This window comes from Mesorhizobium sp. LjRoot246 (assembly GCF_964254115.1).
Taxonomy (GTDB): domain Bacteria; phylum Pseudomonadota; class Alphaproteobacteria; order Rhizobiales; family Rhizobiaceae; genus Mesorhizobium.
In genome coordinates this window covers 938,227-959,730 of the sequence record NZ_CAXUSN020000001.1, presented here as the reverse complement: position 1 = coordinate 959,730, position 21,504 = coordinate 938,227, and the positions used below count along the sequence as shown (strand labels likewise).

Below are 21,504 nucleotides of genomic sequence, written 5' to 3'. Positions count from 1 at the left end.
GAAGGAAGACCCGTCTTTTATCGTCGGTCGGGTGAAAGAGCAAGCTGCGTTTTGCAGCCAAAGCCTAGAACGGCTTGACGACCACCAGGATGACGATTGCGATCATCAGCAATGTGGGGATCTCGTTGATCATCCGCCAGTGCTTCGCCGGTTTTTCATTGCGGTCCTCGGCGAATTTGCGCACCGCGCCGGCCAGATAGCCATGCATGGCGGACAAGAGAAGCACCGCGCCGATCTTGGCATGCAGCCAGCCGCCGTGGAAGCCAAAACCTTTCCAGGCCAGCCACAGGCCGAACACCCAGGTGACGATCATCGCCGGATTGATGATGCCGCGCAGCAGGCGCCGCTCCATCACCGCGAAGGTCTCCGATTGCACTGAGCCTTTCTCGGCATCGGCATGATAGACCAGCAGCCGCGGCAGGTAGAGCATGCCGGCCATCCACGAGATGACGGCAAGGATATGGATCGCCTTCGCCCAGGGATAGAAACTGTCGGGCGCGGCGAAAAACAAAAGTGCGGTGAGAACGACCAGTACAACGATGCCTATCGTCATGCGCATCATCGCCTGACCGGTGCTGTTCGTGTTTTTCGTCTCAGCCATCAGCGTGTCGCGCTCCGCACCTGTTTCACCATCGCCTCGACATGGGCGATCGGCGTCTCCGGCGTGATGCCGTGACCGAGGTTGAAGATCAGCGGTCCGTCTCCCAGCGCCTTCAGGATCGCTTCGACGCCATCCGACAGCGCCTTGCCGCCAGCCACGAGCCGCAAGGGATCGAGATTGCCCTGAACCGCACCCGAGCGCTGCAAATCCTTCGCCGCTATCAGGGGCACCGTCCAGTCGATCCCCAGCGCCGTTACGCCGGTCTTCTGTCGATAGGTCCGATAGCGCGCACCGGCGCCCTTGGGAAAACCGATGATCGGAACATCGGGATGAACCGCCCGAACCCGGCCAACGATCTCGGCCACTGGCTGAACGCAGAACAGGTCGAAAGACTCATCGTCCAGCACGCCGGACCAGGAATCGAAAATCTGCACCACATCGGCACCGGCCTCGATCTGGCGGATGAGATAGGCAGCCGAATGTTCGGCAAGCACTTTCAGCAAATGCTGGAACGCCACCGGCTCGCGATAGGCAAACAGCCGCGCCGGCGCCTGATCCGATGTGCCATGGCCGGCGATCATATAGGTCGCCACCGTCCATGGCGCGCCGCAGAAGCCTATCAGGGTCGTCTCATCGGGGAGCTTGGCGCGCAACCGGCGAACGGTCTCGTAGACCGGTTCGAGATTCACGTGAAACACCTTGCTTTCCAGAGCCAAAATCTCTGGCACCGTGATCGGCGTCAGCAGCGGCCCTCTGCCCTCTTCGAAGCGGACGTCACGGCCAAGCGCATGCGGAACGACAAGGATGTCGGAAAACAGGATCGAGGCATCGAAGCCGAAGCGCTCGATCGGCTGCAAGGTCACTTCGACGGCGAGGTCGGGATCGTAGCAGAGGTCGAGGAACGAGCCGGCACGCCTGCGCGTTTCACGATACTCCGGCAGATAGCGTCCGGCCTGACGCATCATCCAGAGCGGAGGCGGAAAATGAGCCTCTCCCTTCAGGACGTCCAGCATGATCCGGTTCTGGGGCATCGACGCTCGCTTCTCCCAGCCTCTTCTATAATCAAAGATTCTTATATCTAAGATTCTTCTGATTCTAAGAGTCTGTTGGTTCTGGTGGTTGTCACCTGTCCCGCTTTGCCCCGGAAAAGACCAGCCAACATATTGTCGCGTGCTTCTTTTGCCTGGATGCAGGGTTCTGGGGATAGTCCGGAATCCATCACTGGAGTCAAAGCGTTAGCAAGAGTGACGAAAAACCTGCCCTGTGGACGGACGACGGCCAAAAGAAGCCGTCCCCGAACTTGTCCCCAGCCGCCCGGCAAAGCTGACAGCGCAACGAATTGTGGACATCTAGCCATCTGATACAGTCGCCTCCGGCCGGCCCGTTTCTCCATCCCGCTTTATCCACAGAAGCCCACAGCCCAGGTGACCCCCTGTGAACAAACCCCAGAGCTTCTTCCACCTGCACCTGATTTCCGACGCGACCGGCGAAACGCTGCTCGCCGCCGGCCGGGCGGCTTCGGCGCAGTACAAGGATGCGCGCGCCATCGAGCACATCTATCCGCTCATCCGCACCGAAAAACAGGTGGCGAAGGTGTTCGAGGACATCGAGGAAGAGCCGGGCATCATCCTCTATACGGTGGTCGACCAGAAGCTGGCGCGCGGCATCGACGAGCGCTGCGCGGCCATGGGCCTGCCCTGTGTATCGGTGCTGGAGCCGGTGCTCACCGTGTTCCAGTCCTATCTCGGCACGCCGGCCGGCCGCCGTGTCGGCGCCCAGCACGTTCTCGACGCCGAATATTTCCGCCGCATCGACGCGCTCAATTTCACCATGGACCATGATGACGGCCAGCTGCCGGCCAATATGGACGATGCCGACATCGTGCTGGTCGGCATTTCGCGGACGTCGAAGACGCCGACCAGCATCTATCTAGCCAACCGCGGCATCAAGACCGCCAATATCCCGATCGTGCTCGGCGTGCCGGTGCCCGAAAGCCTGCTTGCCGCCAGCAAGCCGCTGATCGTCGGGCTGATCGCCACCGCCGAGCGCATCTCGCATGTCCGGCAAAACCGCGTCCTCGGCAACAGCAGCTCCTACGAGGCGTCAGACTATGTCGACCGCGCCGCCATCAGCGAGGAGCTCGCCTACGCCCGCCAGATCTGCACGCGCCATGGCTGGCCGATGATCGACGTCAGCCGCCGCTCGATCGAGGAAACGGCAGCGGCCATCGTTGCCCTGCGGGGGAAGTCGAGATAGATGAGGCCCTTCCGCACCCGCAGGCTTGAGACAGTGTCCGAAACGTCGCGATCCTTCGCGCCCCCCTCTGCCCTGCCGGGCATCTCCCCCTCAAGGGGGGAGATTGACAGTTTCGCGGACCGCACTTCCTGGTCAACGTTAAAAATTGGCGAAAGCCGAAGTTACATCCAATCTCCCCCCTTGAGGGGGAGATGTCCGGCAGGACAGAGGGGGGCGCTGTCCCGCCAACCTTTGGCAACCTTCTGCATTGCGCCGGTCAACGACGATTAACCGGGCGAAAAGCATGACCGAAAAACTCATCCTCGCTTCCGGTAGTCCGTTCCGCAAGGCGATGCTCGTCAATGCCGGGGTCGATGTCGAGGCCGTTCCCGCCGAGGTCGACGAGCGCGCGCTGGAGGCGCCTTTGCAGGACAGCGGCATTTCCCCCGAGGATGTCGCGCTGGTGCTGGCCGAGGCCAAGGCCACCGACGTCAGCGAGCGCCGGCCCGGCGCCCTGGTGCTGGGCTGCGACCAGACGCTGTCGCTTGGCGACGAGGTGTTCCACAAGCCGGCCGACATGGAAGGCGCGCGCCGTCATCTGCTGGCGCTGTCGGGTAAGACCCATCAACTCAACAGCGCCGCCGTGCTGGTTCGTGACGGCAAGGTCTTGTGGCGGCATGTCGGCATCGCCTCGATGACCATGCGAACGCTCGATCCGGCCTTCATCGGCCTCCATCTCGCCCGTGTCGGCGCCAAGGCGCTGGCAAGCGTCGGCGCCTATCAGATCGAAGCCGAAGGCATCCAGCTGTTTGACAAGGTCGAAGGCGATCATTTCACCATTGTCGGCCTGCCGCTGCTGCCGCTGCTGGCCGAATTGCGCACCTTGGGAGCAATCGATGGCTGAAGCGTCGAAAAAGGCCTTCGTCACAGGGCACCCGGTTAAGCATTCGCGCTCGCCGAAGATCCACGGCTATTGGCTAGCCAAACATGGCATCGACGGCAGCTACCAGGCCATCGATGTCGCGCCGCAGGATTTTGCCGTGTTCGTGAAAACGCTGCAGGCAAACAATTACCGCGGCGGCAACGTCACCATCCCGCACAAGGAGGCGGCCTTCGCGCTGGCCGGGCGCCGCGACCAGGCCGCTGAAGAGATCGGCGCCGTCAACACGCTGTGGTTCGAGGACGGCGTCCTGTGGGGCGGCAACACCGACGCGCACGGCTTTGCCGCCAACCTCGACGATTATGCGCCGGGCTGGGCCGGCAAGGGTCCGGCTGTGGTGCTCGGCGCCGGCGGTGCGTCGCGCGCCGTCATCCATGCGCTGAAGGAGCGCGGCGTCGCCGACATCCGCATCGTCAACCGCACGCTCGCCCGGGCTATGGAATTGCGCGATCGTTTCGGCGCCGGCGTGTCGGCGCATGGCATGGCGGCATCAGGCGAACTGCTTGCCGATGCCGGCCTGCTGGTCAACACCACGGCGCTCGGCATGCATGGCAATGAAGGCCTGTCGGCCGATCCCGTCTTGCTGCCGGACCACGCCATCGTCACCGACATCGTCTATGTGCCGCTGGAGACGCCGCTGCTTGCGGCGGCCCGCGCGCGAAAACTGAAGACGGTCGACGGCCTCGGCATGCTGCTGCATCAGGCCGTACCCGGCTTCGAACGCTGGTTCGGTGTCAGGCCACAGGTCACGGCCGAACTCCGAGCGTTGATCGTCGCCGATCTGGTGCCGAAGCCATGATCGTGCTCGGCCTTACCGGCTCGATCGGCATGGGCAAGTCGACCACGGCAAAAATGTTCGCCGAGGCAGGCGTGGCGGTTCATGATTCCGACGAGGCGGTGCATCGCCTCTATGCCGGCAAGGCAGCACCTTTGGTCGAAGCAGCCTTTCCCGGCACCACATCTGCCGGCGTGGTCGATCGGGCAAAGCTTGGCGCGCGCGTGCTCGGTGATGCCGCGGCGCTGAAACGGCTTGAAACCATCATCCACCCGCTGGTGCGCGCCGATGCCGATGCCTTCCTGGCGCGCCATCGCAAATCAGGCGCGCCGATCGCCGTCCTCGACATTCCCCTGCTGTTCGAAACCGGCGGCCGCAACCGCGTCGACAAGGTCGTCGTCGTCACCGCGCCGGCCGAGGTCCAGCGCAGCCGTGTGCTGGCGCGGCCTGGCATGACGGAAGAAAAACTGGCGTCGATCCTGGCCAAGCAGGTGCCGGATGCGGAAAAACGCCGCCAGGCCGATTTCGTCGTCGATACCGGCCAGGGGATGGACGCGGCCCGCGCCCAGGTCGATGCGATCATTAAGGAGTTGGGCGGGGTCCGTGAGCCGGGCGGTTGAGCCTCGCCCGACCGAAAACTATCGATGTCGTCGGAGCCTTGCCGTCCTTGGTTCCTTTCCTCTCCCTCCGGATGGGGGAGAGGTGGCGCTGCGAAGCAGCGACGGAGTGGGGGAAGGCGTTGGCCAAACGCACAAGTCGCTGCAATGCTGGCACAATCTGGCGAGTTACAAACCTCAGGCGCGCGGCAAAGGTCGACCCCCACTCCGTCGAGCTTCGCTCGACACCTCTCCCCCGATCGACGGGGTAGAGGAAGGGGCAGTGCGTGAGCGGCGCAAACCTGTAGCAATTGTCCTCGCCAGCACGTTTCCCATTGCCATTTTGTTCCGCTCTCACGATTCTGCTCCTTTGGAGCGACTGATTCGATGCGTGAGATCATCTTCGACACGGAAACCACCGGCCTCGATTCGCGCGACGACCGCGTCATCGAGCTGGGCGGCGTCGAGTTGGTCAACCGCTTTCCGACCGGCAAGACCTTCCACCACTACATCAACCCACAGGGCCGTGCGATCCATGCCGAGGCGCAGGCCGTGCACGGCATCAGCGCGGCGGACCTCGCGGGCAAGCCGACCTTCGCCGAGATTGTGCAGGAGTGGCTGGACTTCACCGACGGTGCCAAGCTGGTCGCCCACAACGCGACGTTCGACGTCGGTTTCCTCAACGTCGAATTCGGCCGGCTGGGTCATCCCGTCATCGACAATGGCCTTGTCGTCGACACGCTGGCGCTGGCGCGGCGCAAGCACCCGATGGGTCCCAATTCGCTCGATGCGCTCTGCCGGCGCTACGGCATCGACAACACCAAGCGCACCAAGCACGGCGCCCTGCTCGATTCCGAATTGCTGGCCGAGGTCTATATCGAGCTGATCGGCGGCAAGCAGGCAGCCCTCATCCTCGACAGCGCCACCGCGCCGGCCCAGGGCGAGAATGTCCGCCAGATAGAAATCGTCGTCGCCCCGCGCCCGGCACCCTTGCCGCCGCGCGTCACCGAAGCCGAACGCGCCGCGCACGCCGGCATGGTCGGGACGCTTGGGGAAAAGGCGCTTTGGTTGAAGGTTCTCGGGAACTAAAGTCGTCCGGTTGGCGATCCTTGGCGCCCCCCTCTGCCCTGCCGGCCTCTCAGCTGTCCCGCAGGCAGGCCCCCCAAAACAAAAAACCCGGCGCGAGGCCGGGCTTTTCATAATCCTTGACTGACAGGGCCTCAGCTCACCTTGACCTTCGATGCCGCCTGGTCTTCGGCCAGCTTCTGCTGGAACATCTGCGCGAAGTCGATCGGGTCGAGCATCAGCGGCGGGAAGCCGCCATTGCGGGTTGCCTCGGCGATGATCTGGCGGGCGAACGGGAACAGAAGGCGCGGGCATTCGATGAACAGGATCGGCAGCATGTGCTCCTGCGGGAAGCCTGCGATGGCGAACACGCCGCCATAGACCAGCTCGACATTGAACAGCACTTCCTGGTCGAAGGACGCCTTGGCGTTCAGCGTCAGATTGACGTCGAACTGCTTGTCGGAGAGCGGGTTGGCGTTGACGTTGACGTTGATGGCGATGCCGGGTGCCTTGTCGCGGCCGCGCAGCGAATTAGGCGCGCCGGGGCTTTCGAAGGAGAGGTCCTTCACATATTGCGCCAGAACGTTGAGCGACGGCTGCGCCGCATTGCCGTTTCCGTTGGCTGCGCCGACCGGCGCGTCATCTTTGCTGGCCATAAGCCTTGTCCTCTTGCCTGGGCAGCGTCGCTGACCGAATTGAAATCGGGCGTTCGCTACCATGGCAGGGATGACAAGACAAGGTTTGCCGCCTTGCTTCTCGGCCTCGGGATGTGGCCGGAAACAGCGCCCTAGTCGTCCTTCAGCCGCCGCCAGGGCGAATTGTGATCCGGTCCGCGCTTGAAATCGTCCTCGCGCGAATAATCGCCGTCATCGAGGTCGATGGTCTTGTCGCGTTGCCGGCCGCGGAAGCCGCCGGTCGAGAAATTGGTGGCCAGCACGACGCGGCCCTTCAGCGCCCGCCAGGCGAGGTCGCGGATCGGCGGCAGGAACAGCAGCAGGCCGATAATGTCCGTGATGAAGCCGGGAATGATCAGCAGGATCGCCGCCAGAACGATCATCGCGCCATGCGCCAGCTGGCCGCTCGGATCGCGGCCGGCATCCATTTCGGCCCGGATTCGCGTCATCACGCCAAAACCCTGATGCCGGAGCAGCAGCGCGCCGGCAATGCTCGATGCCAGCACCAGGCCGACCGTCGCCAAGGCGCCGACCTGGCGTCCGACAACCACGAAGCCGGCAATTTCCAGCAGCGGCAGGGCCAGGAGAAAAAGCGGAAGGAACGAAATGCGCAAGTCTTGGCAACCTTTTGGATCGTTTTGGCCATTTCGATTGTTTTGGCCCCCAGCGAGCAATCGCCGCTGGCACTGAGGCTGTTAGATAGGTATGCCTGCCTTTGATTTGAATGATTGCGCCTTGCGTTCTATATGCTTTGAATGTTGAACGCTATGCGACCGCGGCCATCGGGCCTGACGGTCCGGCCACGGGGCAGGGATTGATTGGCGGAAGATATGGGATTCTTCGACTTCGGCACGATTTTCTTCCTGATTGCGGCGGTGGTCATCTTTTTCCAGCTGCGCAACGTGCTGGGCCGTCGCACCGGCAGCGAACGGCCGCCCTTCGATCCCTATACAGCGGCCCGCACCGGCGACAAGGATGCCGCCCAGAAATCCGAGAATGTCGTTTCGCTGCCGCGCAAGCGCCTGCCGGGCGAGCCGGCCGCCGACACCTATGCCGCGATCGACGCCTTCGCCAAGCCGGATACCGACTTGAACAAGGGCCTGCGCACGATCAAGGACAATGACCCGTCCTTCGAGCCGAAGGGTTTCGTCGACGGCGCCAAGATGGCTTACGAGATGATCGTCATGGCCTATGCCGACGGCGATCGCAAAACGCTGAAGAACCTTTTGTCGCGCGAGGTCTATGACGGTTTTGTCGCCGCGATCGGCGAGCGCGAGGCCAAGGCGGAAAAGATCCAGTCCTCCTTCGTCGGCATCGACAAGGCCGACATCGTCTCGGCCGAGATGAAGGGCGGCGAGGCGCATGTCACGCTGCGCATTATCAGCGAATTGATTTCGGCGACCCGCGACAAGGCGGGTGCCGTCATCGACGGCGATCCGGAAACCGTCGCCGAGGTCAAGGACGTCTGGACCTTCGCCCGCGACACCCGCTCGCGCGACCCGAACTGGAAGCTCGTCGCCACCGAGGAAGAAGACTAGGGAATACGCGGCGAGGCCCCGGTGTCGCTATCGCCCCTTTTTGTCGAGAAATCCTTCGGCGATCTGCCCAGCTGGAGCGATGACGACCATCTGGCGGCGTTCGCCGCCTTTCATCGCTCGTCCTTTCACGTCCTGACCAAGCCCTATCACAGCGGCGCGCTCGGCGTCGACTTCAGTGCCTTTGCCGATGCCTATGCCGAGGCCCGCACCGTTTCGCCGGCGAATCGATCGCCAATCCTAGACCGGACGGAAGCCCGCGCCTTCTTCGAGCGTCATTTTATCCCGGCGCTTGTCCGCGCCGAGACCGGCGGCGCCGGGCTCGTCACCGGTTTCTACGAGCCGCAAGTCGAGGCGTCGCCGGTGCGGACGGACCGCTTTTGGGTGCCGCTGCTGTCGCGTCCGGCCGATCTTGTCGACATCGACGACGCCAACCGGCCGCCCGGACTGGATTCCTATCTCGCTTTCGCGCGGCAGGCGCCGGACGAGCCGGTCGAATATTTCGACCGTAGCGAGATCGAGCGCGGAGCACTTGGTGGCAAGGGCCTGGAAATCGCCTGGCTGGCCGACAAGGTCGATGCCTTCTTCATTCATGTGCAAGGTGCGGCACGGCTTGCCATGACCGACGGCCGGCTGCGCCGCGTCACCTATGCCGCCAAATCCGGCCAGCGCTTTACCGGACCCGGCAAGATCCTGAGCGAGATGGGCGAGATTCCGCTGGCGCAGGTGACGATGCAGTCGATCCGCGCCTGGTTCAAGGCGCATCCGGATCGTGTCGACGAGATACTGTGGCAGAACCGCTCCTACATCTTCTTCCGCGAGGCCGCTGTCGAAGACTCGGCCCTTGGTCCGATCGCAGCCGCCAAAGTGCCGCTGACGCCGGGCCGCTCGATCGCCGTCGACCGCCTGCTGCACACGTTCGGCACGCCGTTCTACATCGACGCGCCGACGCTCACGGCTTTCGACGCAAAACCGTTCCGCCGCCTGATGATCGCGCAGGATACCGGCTCCGCCATCACCGGACCGGCGCGCGGCGATCTCTTCGCCGGCTCGGGCGACGCGGCCGGCGAGATCGCCGGCGTGGTCCGCAATGCCGCGGATTTTTATGCGCTGGTGCCGCGCACGCTCGTTTCGGGTGCGGCCCGATGACCCGGCGTCTGGACAAGCTCAGCGAGGACGACCGGGTTCTGTGGAACCTGGTGGCGCGCACGGCCAAGCCGCTGAAGGGCAAATTTGCCGTCGACATTCCCGAAATTCCTGCCGAGGCCAAGCCAAGTCAGTCACAGCCCGCCCAGCTTGCTACCAGCGCGGCAGGGACCGCAAAGCCAAAGGCTCAGCATGTCACGCACCGCCTCGACGAACCGACGCTGGACAAATTGTCGAAGGGCCGGCTGCCGATCGAGGGCCGCGTCGACCTGCACGGCATGACGCAGGACGAGGCGTACTCGTTGCTGTTTTCGTTCCTGCACCGGGCACATGCCGGCGGCATCCGCTACGTCCTGGTCATCACCGGCAAGGGGTCTTCTTCGGGCGGCGATGGTGTGTTGCGGCGTGCCGTACCGGCCTGGCTGTCGACGCCCGCCTTCCGGCCGCTGGTCTCCAGCCACGACCATGCCGCCCGCAACCATGGCGGTTCGGGCGCTCTTTATATCCGCTTGCGGCGGGCGCGCACGTGACCCCGTTCGGCGAGAAGCTGCGGACGCTGCGCGGCGAACGCGGTGTCAGCCAGAAGGACATGGCGGCGGCGATCGGCGTCAGCGCCGCCTATCTGTCGGCGCTGGAACATGGCCGGCGCGGCGCGCCGACCTGGACGCTGATCCAGAAGATCATCGGCTATTTCAATATCATCTGGGACGACGCCGAGGAGCTGGCACGGCTGGCCGAAGCTTCACACCCGCGTGTAAAACTCGACACGTCGGGTCTTTCCCCCGCCGCCACCGAGCTCGCCAACCTGCTGGCCGAGAACATCGAGAAACTCGACGAGGCGGAACTTCGCCGCATCACCGCATCGATCCGCGCGGCCTTGGGCCGACGGCCGTAACTGGCTTTACCCGGATTTTGCGGCCGCCGAACGTCCGCCTGATCGCGAAACAGCGCCCGCCGGCGGGCAGCCGGCAGGCAACTGTGATGAGATCATTTCTTCCCGGCCGCGCCGCCATTTCCGCCCCGGCCGCCCTTGTCGCCATGGTCGTGGCCATTGTTTCCGCCGCCAAGGCAGTCCGACGCCCCAGCAGCGCCGCAACAACGGCCGGCCCAGAGGTCGTTGAGGTTGGTTTTGGCACAGCTGGTGGTCTGATCTGCCATCGCGGATCCGGTTAGGCTCGACACCGCGATAGCAGCGAGAAGGGTGTTTCGCAGAAAGGCAGTCATCTGAAGTCTCCATGGTTGGTTTCGGTTCACGGCTGTGTGTCGTTGGCCGGAGCGAAATGGTTCATGGAGAGATGCGAGATGTTGGAGGATGCGCGCCGCTGGGCCAATGGCGAGACGCTGGCGGGACAGTACCCCCCTCTGCCCTGCCGGGCATCTCCCCCTCAAGGGGGGAGATTGGCAGTTTCGATGCCGCCTTTCTTCCTTGCAACATCTGAGATTAGCGAAAGCGGAGATGCAGTCCGATCTCCCCACTTGAGGGGGAGATGTCCGGCAGGACAGAGGGGGGCGTGCCCCACAGCATCTACAATTTAATGCCTCCGTGCGAGTTTCGGCGGATGCCCATGCTCCTCGCGAAAAGCCCGGGCAAAGCTCGACATCGAGGCGAAGCCGCAGGCCAGCGCCACGTCGCGCACGGCGAGCGTCGAGTGCGCCAAGAGATCGGCGGCGCGTTTCAGCCTCAGCCGCCGGTAGTAGGCGTTGGGCGAGATGGCGAGTTCGGAGCGAAAGCTGCGTTCGAGCTTGTCGGAGGAGACGCCGAGCTTGGCGGTCAGTTCAGCCATGCCGAGCCGCTCTTCCACCGCGTCCTCCATGATGGCGATGGCCGATAGCACCAGTTCGTTCTGGACGCCGGTGCGCAGGCGCAGCGGCATCATCTTGCGGTCGATGCTGGAGCGCAGTTGGCTGTGCACGAACCATTCGGCGACGCCCGCTGCAAGCTCGGCGCCATAGTCGCGGGTGATGATTTCCAGCATCATGTCGAGGCTGCCGACGCCGCCGGCCGAGGTGAAGCGCTTGCGGTCGATGACGTAGAGGTCGCGCCTGAGCTCGATGTTGGGGAAGGCTTCGGTGAAGGCGGCCTGGCTGGTCCAGTGCAAGGTGCAGGCATGGCCGTCGAGCAGGCCCGCCCGCGCCAGGAAGAACGCCGCATCCGCCACCGCACCGATATGGGCGCCGGCGCGCAGGCTCTTGCGGATCCAGTGTGCTGCGTCCTCGGCGACGAGATGATCGGCATCGCCGCCCGAGCAGACGACGATGCGGTCGACCTTTGGAGCATCCTCGGCATAAAAACCCGGCTGGATGACGACGCCATTCGACGCCTCGACCGCACCCTTCGTGCCGCCGACGATGATCCAGCGATAGCATTGCCGCTTCGCCAGGACATTGGCGGCACGCAGCGGCTCGATGACCGAGCTGAACGCCATCATCGGAAAGCCGGGGAAGACCAGCACCGCGAAGGTGAGGGGTGTTTCCGTGGGTCTGGGTGGGGCGTGTGTGGCCATGGGGCGCTACACTTCGGGCAGATGGGGTGCGGGGTCAACGGCAATTGGCCGAACGGTGCGTGAAGCGCGGTTTGCTTTGACCGTCGGAGCGGCGAAGAGGTCGGTCAGATGTCGGCGGGACAGCACCCCCCTCTGGCCTGCCGGACATCTCCCCCACGGGTGCAGGGCTGTCCGGGGAACTTATTGAGTGAATCGAAATGCCGCATGTGCATGCCCCGTAAAACGGGTTTTGTCCGTCTTCTCTCTGGTTGTCGAGACTCAGAAAAGGAACGGGGCATGCGCTTTGCACCTAGCATCTTCGGGCAGCTTCTTGAAGCCATCGATCGGCGTCGATTCCAAGCGATTGTGGATCGCCACGACGGGGATGCCTACGACAAATCGTTCAGGAGCTGGGATCATCTGGTGGCGCTGATCTATGCCCAGTTCTGCGGCAGCAGCGGCTTGCGTGGCCTGGAAGCCGGCTGGAACGCCAACAGCCAGCATCATTATCACCTGGGCAGCGGTCCCCTGACGCGTTCGACCTTGTCGGACGCCAACAGACGGCGTCCGGTGGCCGTCTTTGCCGAGGCGTTCGGCCTTGTGGCCGACCAACTCGACCGGCAGATGCGCCGCGAGAGCAAAGAAATGCTGCGGCTGATCGACTCGACCCCCATTCCGCTCGGCAAACTGTGCGATTGGGCCAAGTCGAATGGGCGCATCCGCGGCATGAAGATGCATGTCGTCTATGACCCGAAGGTCGACTGTCCGCGCGTGCTTGACATCACCGACGCCAACGTCAACGACGCCCAGATCGGCCGCCAGATCACGATCGAAGCTGCGGCGACCTACGTGTTCGACAAGGGCTACTGCCACTACGGCTGGTGGACGGCGATCGCCGAAGCCGGATCGATCTTCGTGACGCGGCCCAAGGCCAACATGGGGCTGGCGCTGGTGTGTGATCGCCCCATAGCCGAGCCGCAGGGCGATGGCTTCCTGGTTCTGGAAGACAGTGAGGTAAGCCTGGTCAGCAAGGGTGTTTGCAAGCTGCCGATGCGCCTGCGCCGCCTGCGCGTTCAGCGCCAAGAGGGCGACACCATTACGCTTTTGACCAACGATCTGGAGCGCTCGGCCGTCGAGATTGGCCGGCTCTACAAAGGTCGCTGGCAAATCGAGCTTCTGTTCCGCTGGATCAAGCAGCACCTCAAGATCCGCAAGTTCCTGGGCAACAACGACAATGCGATCCGCCTGCAACTCTTCGCAGCAATGATCGCATATGCGCTGCTGCGCATTGTCGCGCGCACTCGCCGTGTCCCTATTCCAATCTTGAGGTTCACAGAACTGGTCGCTCAATACTTGTTTGGGCGGCGTAAAATGCAATCCATCGACAAGCCGCCACCGGTCAATCCAAGCCGACCAAGAGACCGAGCCTCCCCCAATCAAATGGCCTTCATATATGAATGACTTTCCCCGGACAGCCCTGCGCAAGGAGGGAGATTGGCAGCTTCAGCGCTCCGCTCGTCTTGCAACGTTCGAGATTGGCGAAGGCGGAAGTGATATCCGATCTCCCCCTTGCGGGCAGGGGAATCGCATTTGAGTAAGAGTGCGTCTTGCGCCGAGTTAAAAGATTGATTCTTTAGCGGCCTTCTCCTTGAAGATGAGGCCGTATGTCGTTTCTGTTTTCGATTTTGCGTGAAGTCCGGGACCCGCGTGACGTCAACGCGCGTCATGATCTGGCGGAGCTTCTGTTCTTGGCTCTGGTTGCCACGCTTTGTGGTGCCAAGAGCTGTGTTGATATTGCCGATTTCGTCGAGGGGCGGGAAGACGAGCTGAAAGAAATCGTGACGCTGGAGCATGGCTGTCCAAGCCACGATACGTTCAGCCGGGTGTTTCGACTTCTTGACGCCGAGGAGCTTTCGCGCAGCTTTGCCGCCTTCATGGCAGCGTTGCGACAAACGCTTGGGCCTTCGCCGCGCGGCGTGGTGGCGGTCGACGGCAAATCGCTGCGGCGCGGCTACACCAAGGGTCGGGTCTTTATGCCGCCTTTGATGGTGAGCGTGTGGGACGCCGAGACAAGGTTGTCGATTGCCGCTGCCCGCGCGCCCGAAGGCGACGAGGTCACAACCACACTGGATCTTCTGAAGAGCTTGGATTTGAAGGGCTGCACGGTGACGGCGGATGCGCTGCACTGTCGTCCCGACACGGCCAAGGCGCTGATCGGCAAGAAGGCGCACTATGCGCTGGGGCTGAAGGGCAATCGCCCCAAGCTGTTCGCCGCAGCAGAGCGAAGCTTCGCCGCAGCCGGCGAGATCGCCTTCTTCGAGACCAGCGAAAGCAGCCATGGCCGTACCGAAACGCGAAGAGCCTCGGTGCTGCCGCTCAAGCGGCTGCTCGACGCGCCGGACTTTCCCGGCCTCAAGGCGATCGGCCGCATCGAAGCCACCCGCAGCGTGGCAGGCGGCAAACCCACCACCTCGGTCCGCTATGTCGCACTTTCCAAAGTGCTCATGCCCAAAAGACTGGCCGAGACCGTCAGAGCACATTGGACCATCGAGAACCAGTTGCATTGGAGCCTCGATGTCGTCTTCCACGAGGACGATGCCCGAACCCGCAAGGATAACGGGCCGCAAAACCTGGCCATCATCCGACGTCTCGCTCAAAACATCTTGCAAGCCCATCCGATCGACAAATCCATCGCAGGCAAGATGCGAAGAGCCAGATGGAACAAAGACTTCCTCTTCCAGCTCTTTACTCATATGCGATAGCCCTGCCCTCAAGGGGGAGATGTCCGGCAGGACAGAGGGGGGTGCGAAGGATCGCTACAGAACAAGGTTTGCCGCGTTTTCCTCGCCGTGAATCGGCCGAAGAGCCAACGCAGGGTTTGCCTCTAACCCCCCAGCGCCTGCTCCAAATCCGCGATCAGATCATCCCCGTCCTCGATCCCCGCCGATAACCTTACCAGCGAATCCGAAATGCCGATCTCCGCCCGCTTCTCGGCCGGAATGGACCCATGCGTCATCAGCGCCGGGTGCTCGATCAGGCTCTCCACTCCGCCCAAGCTCTCAGCTAGTGTGAACAGTTGTGTGCGTTCGAGGAACTTTTTGGTGCCGGCGAGGTCGCGGTCGAGCACGGCTGTTATCATGCCGCCGAAGGCGTACATCTGCTGGACGGCGATCGCATGCTGCGGGTGGCTGGCGAGGCCGGGATAGATGACGCGGCGTACGTCGCGGCGCGCTTCCAGCCACTGCGCGATTTTCAGCCCGTTGGCGGAATGACGCTCCATGCGCAGCGCCAAGGTTTTGAGGCCGCGCAGCGCGAGGAAACTGTCGAACGGGCTTGAAATGGCGCCGATGGCGTTCTGCAGGAATTTCAGCTGGGCGGCCAAATCCTTGTTGTCGCCGACCACGGCGACGCCGCCGACCATGTCGGAATGGCCGTTGAGATATTTGGTCGTCGAGTGCACCACGATGTCGATGCCGAGCTCTAGTGGCCGCTGAATGTAAGGGCTGCAGAAGGTGTTGTCGGCGACAGAGAGGATGCCTTTGCGCCTAGCGAGGGCGGCGACGCCCTCGAGGTCGACGATGCGCAGCAGCGGGTTGGTCGGCGTCTCGACCCAGAGCATTTTTGTCTCAGGCCGGATCGCCGCCTCGACGGCATCAAGGTCGGTGAAGTCGACGAACGAGACCTGCAGGTTGGCCGAGCGTTTGCGCACCCGCTCCATCAGTCGGAAGGAGCCGCCATAGATGTCGTCGGTGGCGACGATATGGGCGCCCGAATCGAGCAGCTCCAGCACGGTGGCGATCGACGCCAGGCCGGAGGCGAAGGCGAAAGCGGCCGAGCCGCTTTCGAGGTCGGCCACGGCGCGCTCGAAGGCAAAGCGCGTCGGGTTCTGGCTGCGGGCATATTCAAAACCCTTGTGCACGCCGGGCGACTGCTGGCCGTAGGTCGAGGTGGCGTAGATCGGCACCATCACCGCGCCGGTCAGCGGGTCGTGGCTCTGTCCGCCATGGATGGTGCGCGTCGAGAAGGCCAGACGGTTTTTTCCGGCTGGCGGGGTGCTGCTGGTCATCGTGCCCGCCTCAAATGGTTGATCAGGTCGATGCGGGTAATCAGGCCGACGAATTCGTCGCCGTCGAAGATGATGGCGACTTCGTTGCGGTCGAAGACCGGCAGCAGCGCGTCCAGCGTCTGGCTGGCCTGCAGCGTGTGCAGATTGGAGGTCATCGCCGTGCGGACCGGACCGTTGAAGCGCTCCCAGCGGCCGTCATAGGGGCCGTCGACCTTGGCCAGGATGTCGCTTTCGTCGACGATGCCGACAAGCTTGCCATTGTCGAGCACCGGCAGCTGCGAAACATCGGAGCGGCGCATGCGGCCGTAGGCGTTGAGCAGGCTTTCGTCGGGGCCGACATAGACGGTGTCGCCGGTGCGGTGCGAGCGCATCACCAGATCGCGCAGATCGCCATGCTGTTCGTGCTCGGCCAGCCCCTGCTCGGCCAGCCAGAAATCGTCGAACACCTTTGACAGATATTTGTTGCCGCTGTCGCAGACGAAGGTGACGACGCGTTTCGGCACCGTCTGCTCGCGGCAATAGCGCAAGGCGGCCGACAGCAGCGTGCCCGAGGACGAGCCGGCGAGGATGCCTTCCTTGGACAAGAGGTCGCGCACCGCCAGCATGCTCTGCTTGTCGGGGATGGAATAGGCCTTTTTGACCAGCGACAGATCGGCATTGGGCGGCACGAAATCCTCACCGATGCCTTCCACGGTCCAGCTGCCGGCCTCTTCCATCTTGCCGGTCTTGATCAGCGGCGCCAGCACCGAGCCGACCGGATCGGCCAGCACCATCTCTGTCTTCGGCGACACTTTCGCGAAGTAGCGGCCGAGCCCGGTCAGCGTGCCGCCGGAACCGACGCCGACGACCACCGCATCGACATCACCGCCGAGCTGCGCAAAGATTTCCGGGCCGGTGGTGGTTTCATGCGCCAGCGGATTGGCCGGGTTGGCGAACTGGTTGGCATAGAAGGCACCGGGCGTTTCCGCCGCGATCTTCTCGGCCATGTCCTGGTAATATTCGGCATGACCCTTGCCGACATCGGAGCGCGTCATGCGCACCTCGGCGCCGAGTGCGCGCAGATGCTGGATCTTTTCGCGCGACATCTTGTCGGGCACGACCAGCACGATGCGGTAGCCCTTGGGGATGCCGACCTGGGCAAGGCCGAGGCCGGTGTTGCCGGCGGTCGCCTCGACGATGGTGCCGCCGCGCTTGAGCTTGCCCTGCTTTTCAGCCGCGGCGATCATCGACAACGCGATGCGATCCTTGATCGAGCCACCGGGATTCTGGCTTTCGAGCTTGATGAACAGCCGGCATTTGCCGGTGTCGAATTTGGTCAGCTCGACAACCGGCGTCTGGCCGATCAGGTCGAGCACCGACTTGTAGGGCGGGCGCAGGCGGGACAATGCGTCGGCCGCGGCGATCTCGTGCTCGCTCATATCGATGCTCCATGACCAAGCGACCGCCTCGAGGCAGGGCGGCAGCGTATCCTCTTTTCCAGCCCTTTGCAGTCGGAAAGAAGATAGATCGTGCCAATCAACCGGCCAGATGCGGAATGAAATTCCGGGTTTGGTTGGCTAGTGTGGCACGCCCCCCTCTGGCCTGCCGGCCATCTCCCCCTCAAGTGGGGAGATTGGACGTCACGACCGCTTTCGCCAATCTCTACCGTCGGCAAGAAAGCGCTGAAGCCGAAACTGCCAATCTCCCCACTTGAGGGGGAGATGTCCGGCAGGACAGAGGGGGGCGCCGTAGAGCGCCGACGTCAACAATAACTCAGCCCAGCAACTGCTTGCTCAGCCTCGCACACTGCACCCGAATATCCGGAATGGCGTCGATCTCGAAGAAGGTGCCGCGGGTCAGCGGGCCGACGGCGAGGATCTTGGCCGAAACGGTGCCGTCGCCGGCGATGATCTCGCATTTGGCCGATACGTCGAGGCCGATGCGCAGCGGATCTGGCCTTGCCAGGCCGCGATCGACCAGCGAGCGTACGACGCTGTTCGACGAGGTCGAGATATCCCGGACGATGCCCGAGCAATCATAGATGCGGGCGACCTCGAAGGTCTCGAGGCGCTGTGTGTGACGCGACTGGACCTGCACCGCAAACGCGCCGTTGCGCGCGATGTCGACGACGCGGCCGGCGACCAGGCGGATGCGGCCGGACTGCACGGCTTCGGTCACCCGGGCGTAGACCTCGGGCGCCATGCGATGGCGGTGGATGTCCCACCAGGCCTTGGTGTGTTCGACGAAGCGACGTTTGGCGGAAGCCGGCCAGTTCTGCCAGATCTTCTGGTTGAACGGCCGCAGGCCGTCGACGACGTCGCGCCAGTCTACGCCGGCCTTCTGGTTTTCCCTGATCAGGTCGCGGAACCAGCCGACGAAATAAGACAGTTGCGTGCCGAGCGGAATGTCGGCGACGTCAAGCTTGATCGGATTGCCCTTGCGGTGCGGCGAGGGCAGCAGGCCGCGCCGCGACACCGCGATGATGTCGCCGCGATGGCCGCGCTGTTCCAGCGCCAGGAAGGCATCGACCATGCTGAGGCCGGTGCCCAGCACCATGACGCTGGCGTCTGGGGGAAGTGCCGTATCGGCTTCCGAACCCATCCTGACAGCATGGCCTTGCGCCGGCTCCTCGTCATGGCCGGTGGCCAGCACGGCCAGATGCGCAACGACGCTGGTGCCGTTAGCCAGCGCCACTTCGACACCGGAGGCGGTGGGCGTGATCGAGAGGCTTTCCTCACGGATCAGCCGAAGCCGCCCGGTCTGCTTTTCCCGCGCTTCCAACTCGTCCAGCAACTCGCCGAGGTAACGGGCATAGATGCTGCGCGGCGCATAGACCGGCGCCTGCTCTGGAGTCGCAAAGCCGCGTTCCTGCAGCCAGCGCCAGAAATTGCCGGGATCGTCGGCATAGGCGCTCATGCCGGCGGCACTGACATTCAAGACATGCGCCGACAGCAGCGTCGAATAGGCGATTCCTTGCCCGAAATGCGGGCGCTTTTCGATCAGCGTGACGCGCAGATCGGGATTGGGGGATTTCAAGAGATGCGCGGCCAGCACCACGCCGCTGGCGCCGCCGCCGACAATGATGATCGAGTTGGCGCGCCCGGTCATAAACATGCCTGCGATGTGCGCAACGCCAGTGTCAGGCCTGGACCTTCACCGCGACCGGCAGATCGTCCCTCGCGACCGGTAGGTCGTCGACAGAGATATCGCGCATCTCGGCGAGGCTGCGCTGATCGAGCACCTCGGCGATCGCCTGCCGGACCTCGAGCATCAGATGTCGGACTTGGCATGTCGCCTCGTTGCAATCTTCACAGCGCTGGTACTGGGTGCGGCTGGCGCAGGGGATCGGCGCCAGCGGGCCGTCGAGGACGCGCACGACATGGCCGACCTTGATCTCGTCAGCGGGGCGCGCCAGGCGATAGCCGCCATCCTTGCCCTTGCGGCTCTGGACGAAGCCGGCATTGCGCAGCTCGCCCAGGATGGCGTCGAGAAATTTCTTCGGGATGTTGTTGCCGGTGGCGATGTCGTTGACGAAGGCGAGCTGTCCGGCCGGCAATCGCGCGAGATGGACAAGCGCCTTGAGGCCGTACTTCCCTTTTTTCGTAAGCATAAACCGAACGTTTCTCTGTCTGGCGACGGCTCATGGCCATCGGTTGCGAAACGCCTGGCGTGCCTCCCCGCCGCGTCCAAGCTGCCATGACACATAAATTCTAGTGACATGATGTACAAGCCGAGGATTGTTGATTTTGCTTCGTTTTCAAGCCGCTTTGGCCATTTTAGCCGATCTTTGTGCCCGCAGGGACACAAAAGCGCACGACCCTGACGGCCGAAGCGCGATCATCGCGATATGGTGACTGCTCATCGTCGCCTCCAGTTCCCTCATGTCGATAAGATTACTATACTTACCCTCGAACACGCGGAATGGGTTGTCAAATCAGCGGTTGTTTGAGGCATGAATTTGCCTGGAAGAGGCCAGAGAAGGAATTCTAGTTCGTAGGCGGAGCCATCACGGCAGTTCAGGAGGTTAAAGGCCGGCGGGACAGCGCCCCCCTCTGGCCTGCCGGCCATCTCCCCCTCAAGTGGGGAGATCAGATGTCGCTACTGCTTTCGCCAATCTCTACGTCAGTGAGAAAGCGCTGAAGCCGAAACTGCCAATCTCCCCACCTGAGGGGGAGATGTCCGGCAGGACAGAGGGGGGCGCTGGCCCGCCGGCATTAAAGTTCTGCCCTGCCCCGACGTTGCCCGCCACAGCCACCCTATCCGCTTCGCCACCGCCCCACCGATCGCTTTTTTCTAACAAGCCCGCCTCGGTTGGAAGGATTTAACTCTACAAACACGATAGAATTAGCTGACTATAATGGGGCGTTCCAGTTTTCTCTTTTCAGGAGCCCTTCATGTCCACCATTTCGCGACGCATTGTTCTCCTCTCGTCGGCGGCCCTTGCCGGTGCTGCCTTCCTCGGACCGGCCCTTGCCGACGACCTCAAGATCACCATCGGCTACCAGACGGTGGTCGAACCTTCGAAAGTGCCGCAAGCCGACGGCGCCTATGAGAAGGCGACGAAGGCCACCATCGACTGGCGCAAATTCGATTCCGGCGCCGATGTCATCGCCGCGGTCGCTTCCGGTTCGGTCGATATCGGCTATGTCGGCTCGAGCCCGCTGGCGGCGGCGGCGAGCCGCGAGTTGCCGATCCAGACCATCTTCATCGTCGGCCTGATCGGGCAATCCGAGGCGCTGGTGGCGCGCAACGGCGCCGGCATCGCCGAGGTAGCCGACCTCGCCGGCAAGAAAGTCGCCGTGCCCTTCGTCTCGACGACTCATTACAGCCTGCTCGCCGCACTGAAGCACGAGGGCGTCGATCCGAAGTCGGTCGAGATCCTCAATCTCAGGCCACCGGAAATCGCCGCGGCCTTCTCGCGCGGCGACATCGACGCGGCTTATGTCTGGGATCCGGCGCTCGGCCAGATCAAGACGACTGGCAAGGTGGTGCTGGATTCCTCGCAGGTCGCCGCCTGGGGCGCGCCGACCTTCGACGCCTGGATCGTGCGCACCGACTTTGCCGAAAAGAACCCCGAGGCGGTGCGCGATTTCGTCAAGGTGACAGGTGCGGCCTATGCCGAGTTCCTGGCGAAGCCGGACGCCTGGTCGGTGTCGTCGCCGCAGGCGGCCGCGATCGCCAAGCTCACCGGCGCCAAGCTGGAAGAGGTGCCGCAGCTGCTCAAGGGCTATGTCTTCCCGACGCTGGAGGAACAGGCATCCGACAAATTCCTCGGCGGCGGCACGGTCAAGGCGGTCGAAGCGACATCCGCCTTCCTCAAGGAGCAAGGCAAAATCGACGCCGTGCTGCCGGACTACTCGAAATACGTGACGTCGAAATACGTTACCCAGGCGCTGGCCTCGAACTGAG

The 21,504-nt window shown here is 63.3% G+C and carries 21 protein-coding genes; 12 read left to right on the top strand and 9 right to left on the bottom strand.

Going from position 1 to position 21,504, the window contains the following annotated elements; translation table 11 throughout:
* Positions 1–64 precede the first annotated feature (64 nt).
* Together hemJ and hemE are read right to left on the bottom strand one after the other, a co-directional pair.
* Positions 65–601 (bottom strand): protoporphyrinogen oxidase HemJ, encoded by a 537-nt coding sequence (hemJ, locus tag ACSQ3L_RS04470; RefSeq protein ID WP_436158842.1) that lies wholly within the window; start codon positions 599–601, stop codon positions 65–67.
* A complete protein-coding gene (gene hemE, locus ACSQ3L_RS04465) occupies positions 601–1,632 on the bottom strand; it encodes a uroporphyrinogen decarboxylase (RefSeq protein WP_436158841.1) in 1,032 nt (343 codons plus the stop codon). Before hemE ends, hemJ begins: the two co-directional genes overlap by 1 nt.
* Before the next feature lie 403 nt (positions 1,633–2,035).
* Here hemE and ACSQ3L_RS04460 point away from each other — a divergent pair, with 403 nt between their 5' ends.
* From ACSQ3L_RS04460 to dnaQ, 5 genes are all read left to right on the top strand, one after another.
* On the top strand, positions 2,036–2,857 hold the full coding sequence (locus ACSQ3L_RS04460; protein ID WP_436158840.1) for a pyruvate, water dikinase regulatory protein: 822 nt from the start codon (positions 2,036–2,038) through the stop codon (positions 2,855–2,857).
* Positions 2,858–3,140: 283 nt separating this feature from the next.
* Positions 3,141–3,740 carry a Maf-like protein gene (locus tag ACSQ3L_RS04455; protein WP_436158839.1) on the top strand — a complete coding sequence of 200 codons (600 nt, stop codon included), beginning with the start codon at positions 3,141–3,143 and terminating at the stop codon, positions 3,738–3,740.
* The gene (locus ACSQ3L_RS04450) at positions 3,733–4,575 is read left to right on the top strand and encodes a shikimate dehydrogenase (protein WP_436158838.1); all 843 of its coding nucleotides are present in this window, start codon (positions 3,733–3,735) and stop codon (positions 4,573–4,575) included. Before ACSQ3L_RS04455 ends, ACSQ3L_RS04450 begins: the two co-directional genes overlap by 8 nt.
* The gene (gene coaE, locus ACSQ3L_RS04445; protein ID WP_436158837.1) at positions 4,572–5,171 is read left to right on the top strand and encodes a dephospho-CoA kinase; all 600 of its coding nucleotides are present in this window, start codon (positions 4,572–4,574) and stop codon (positions 5,169–5,171) included. The genes ACSQ3L_RS04450 and coaE overlap by 4 nt, the downstream gene beginning before the upstream one ends.
* A gap of 363 nt (positions 5,172–5,534) precedes the next feature.
* On the top strand, positions 5,535–6,236 hold the full coding sequence (gene dnaQ / locus ACSQ3L_RS04440) for a DNA polymerase III subunit epsilon (protein ID WP_436158836.1): 702 nt from the start codon (positions 5,535–5,537) through the stop codon (positions 6,234–6,236).
* Between the two features lie 131 nt (positions 6,237–6,367).
* On the opposite strand, the gene secB is transcribed toward dnaQ, so the two are convergent.
* Positions 6,368–6,868 carry a protein-export chaperone SecB gene (gene secB / locus ACSQ3L_RS04435; RefSeq protein ID WP_023763101.1) on the bottom strand — a complete coding sequence of 167 codons (501 nt, stop codon included), beginning with the start codon at positions 6,866–6,868 and terminating at the stop codon, positions 6,368–6,370.
* Between the two features lie 131 nt (positions 6,869–6,999).
* On the bottom strand, positions 7,000–7,500 hold the full coding sequence (locus ACSQ3L_RS04430) for an FxsA family protein (protein WP_436158835.1): 501 nt from the start codon (positions 7,498–7,500) through the stop codon (positions 7,000–7,002).
* Positions 7,501–7,716: 216 nt separating this feature from the next.
* Between ACSQ3L_RS04430 and ACSQ3L_RS04425 the strand changes: the two genes are divergently transcribed.
* From ACSQ3L_RS04425 to ACSQ3L_RS04410, 4 genes are read left to right on the top strand one after another with little or no spacing between them, the layout of a single operon-like run.
* Entirely contained in the window at positions 7,717–8,424 is a 708-nt protein-coding gene (locus ACSQ3L_RS04425) for a Tim44/TimA family putative adaptor protein (protein ID WP_436158834.1), read from the top strand.
* 21 nt (positions 8,425–8,445) lie between these two features.
* Complete coding sequence (gene mltA / locus ACSQ3L_RS04420) at positions 8,446–9,570, top strand: murein transglycosylase A (protein ID WP_436158833.1); 1,125 nt, start codon at positions 8,446–8,448, stop codon at positions 9,568–9,570.
* Positions 9,567–10,097 carry a Smr/MutS family protein gene (locus ACSQ3L_RS04415; protein ID WP_436158832.1) on the top strand — a complete coding sequence of 177 codons (531 nt, stop codon included), beginning with the start codon at positions 9,567–9,569 and terminating at the stop codon, positions 10,095–10,097. The genes mltA and ACSQ3L_RS04415 overlap by 4 nt, the downstream gene beginning before the upstream one ends.
* Positions 10,094–10,462 (top strand): helix-turn-helix domain-containing protein, encoded by a 369-nt coding sequence (locus tag ACSQ3L_RS04410; protein WP_436158831.1) that lies wholly within the window; start codon positions 10,094–10,096, stop codon positions 10,460–10,462. Before ACSQ3L_RS04415 ends, ACSQ3L_RS04410 begins: the two co-directional genes overlap by 4 nt.
* A 637-nt stretch (positions 10,463–11,099) precedes the next feature.
* On the opposite strand, the gene ACSQ3L_RS04405 is transcribed toward ACSQ3L_RS04410, so the two are convergent.
* Positions 11,100–12,071 carry a GlxA family transcriptional regulator gene (locus tag ACSQ3L_RS04405; protein WP_436158830.1) on the bottom strand — a complete coding sequence of 324 codons (972 nt, stop codon included), beginning with the start codon at positions 12,069–12,071 and terminating at the stop codon, positions 11,100–11,102.
* Between the two features lie 276 nt (positions 12,072–12,347).
* On the opposite strand from ACSQ3L_RS04405, the gene ACSQ3L_RS04400 reads away from it, so the two are divergent.
* Positions 12,348–13,511 (top strand): IS4 family transposase, encoded by a 1,164-nt coding sequence (locus ACSQ3L_RS04400; protein WP_436163350.1) that lies wholly within the window; start codon positions 12,348–12,350, stop codon positions 13,509–13,511.
* A gap of 203 nt (positions 13,512–13,714) precedes the next feature.
* Positions 13,715–14,812, top strand: a complete 1,098-nt coding sequence (locus ACSQ3L_RS04395; RefSeq protein ID WP_436158456.1) for an ISAs1 family transposase — start codon at positions 13,715–13,717, stop codon at positions 14,810–14,812.
* Positions 14,813–14,934: 122 nt separating this feature from the next.
* Here ACSQ3L_RS04395 and ACSQ3L_RS04390 read toward each other — a convergent pair whose 3' ends face one another.
* The 4 genes from ACSQ3L_RS04390 to ACSQ3L_RS04375 all read right to left on the bottom strand — a co-directional run bounded on the left by ACSQ3L_RS04390 (position 14,935) and on the right by ACSQ3L_RS04375 (position 19,705).
* Entirely contained in the window at positions 14,935–16,116 is a 1,182-nt protein-coding gene (locus tag ACSQ3L_RS04390) for a trans-sulfuration enzyme family protein (protein WP_436158829.1), read from the bottom strand.
* Positions 16,113–17,534, bottom strand: a complete 1,422-nt coding sequence (locus ACSQ3L_RS04385) for a pyridoxal-phosphate dependent enzyme (protein WP_436158828.1) — start codon at positions 17,532–17,534, stop codon at positions 16,113–16,115. Before ACSQ3L_RS04385 ends, ACSQ3L_RS04390 begins: the two co-directional genes overlap by 4 nt.
* 334 nt (positions 17,535–17,868) lie before the next feature.
* On the bottom strand, positions 17,869–19,203 hold the full coding sequence (locus ACSQ3L_RS04380) for an FAD/NAD(P)-binding protein (protein ID WP_436158827.1): 1,335 nt from the start codon (positions 19,201–19,203) through the stop codon (positions 17,869–17,871).
* A 31-nt stretch (positions 19,204–19,234) separates the two neighbouring features.
* Positions 19,235–19,705, bottom strand: coding sequence for an RrF2 family transcriptional regulator (locus ACSQ3L_RS04375; RefSeq protein ID WP_436158826.1), 471 nt, complete (start codon positions 19,703–19,705; stop codon positions 19,235–19,237).
* Positions 19,706–20,489: 784 nt separating this feature from the next.
* Here ACSQ3L_RS04375 and tauA point away from each other — a divergent pair.
* Positions 20,490–21,503 carry a taurine ABC transporter substrate-binding protein gene (tauA, locus tag ACSQ3L_RS04370; protein ID WP_436158825.1) on the top strand — a complete coding sequence of 338 codons (1,014 nt, stop codon included), beginning with the start codon at positions 20,490–20,492 and terminating at the stop codon, positions 21,501–21,503.
* Position 21,504 lies beyond the last annotated feature (1 nt).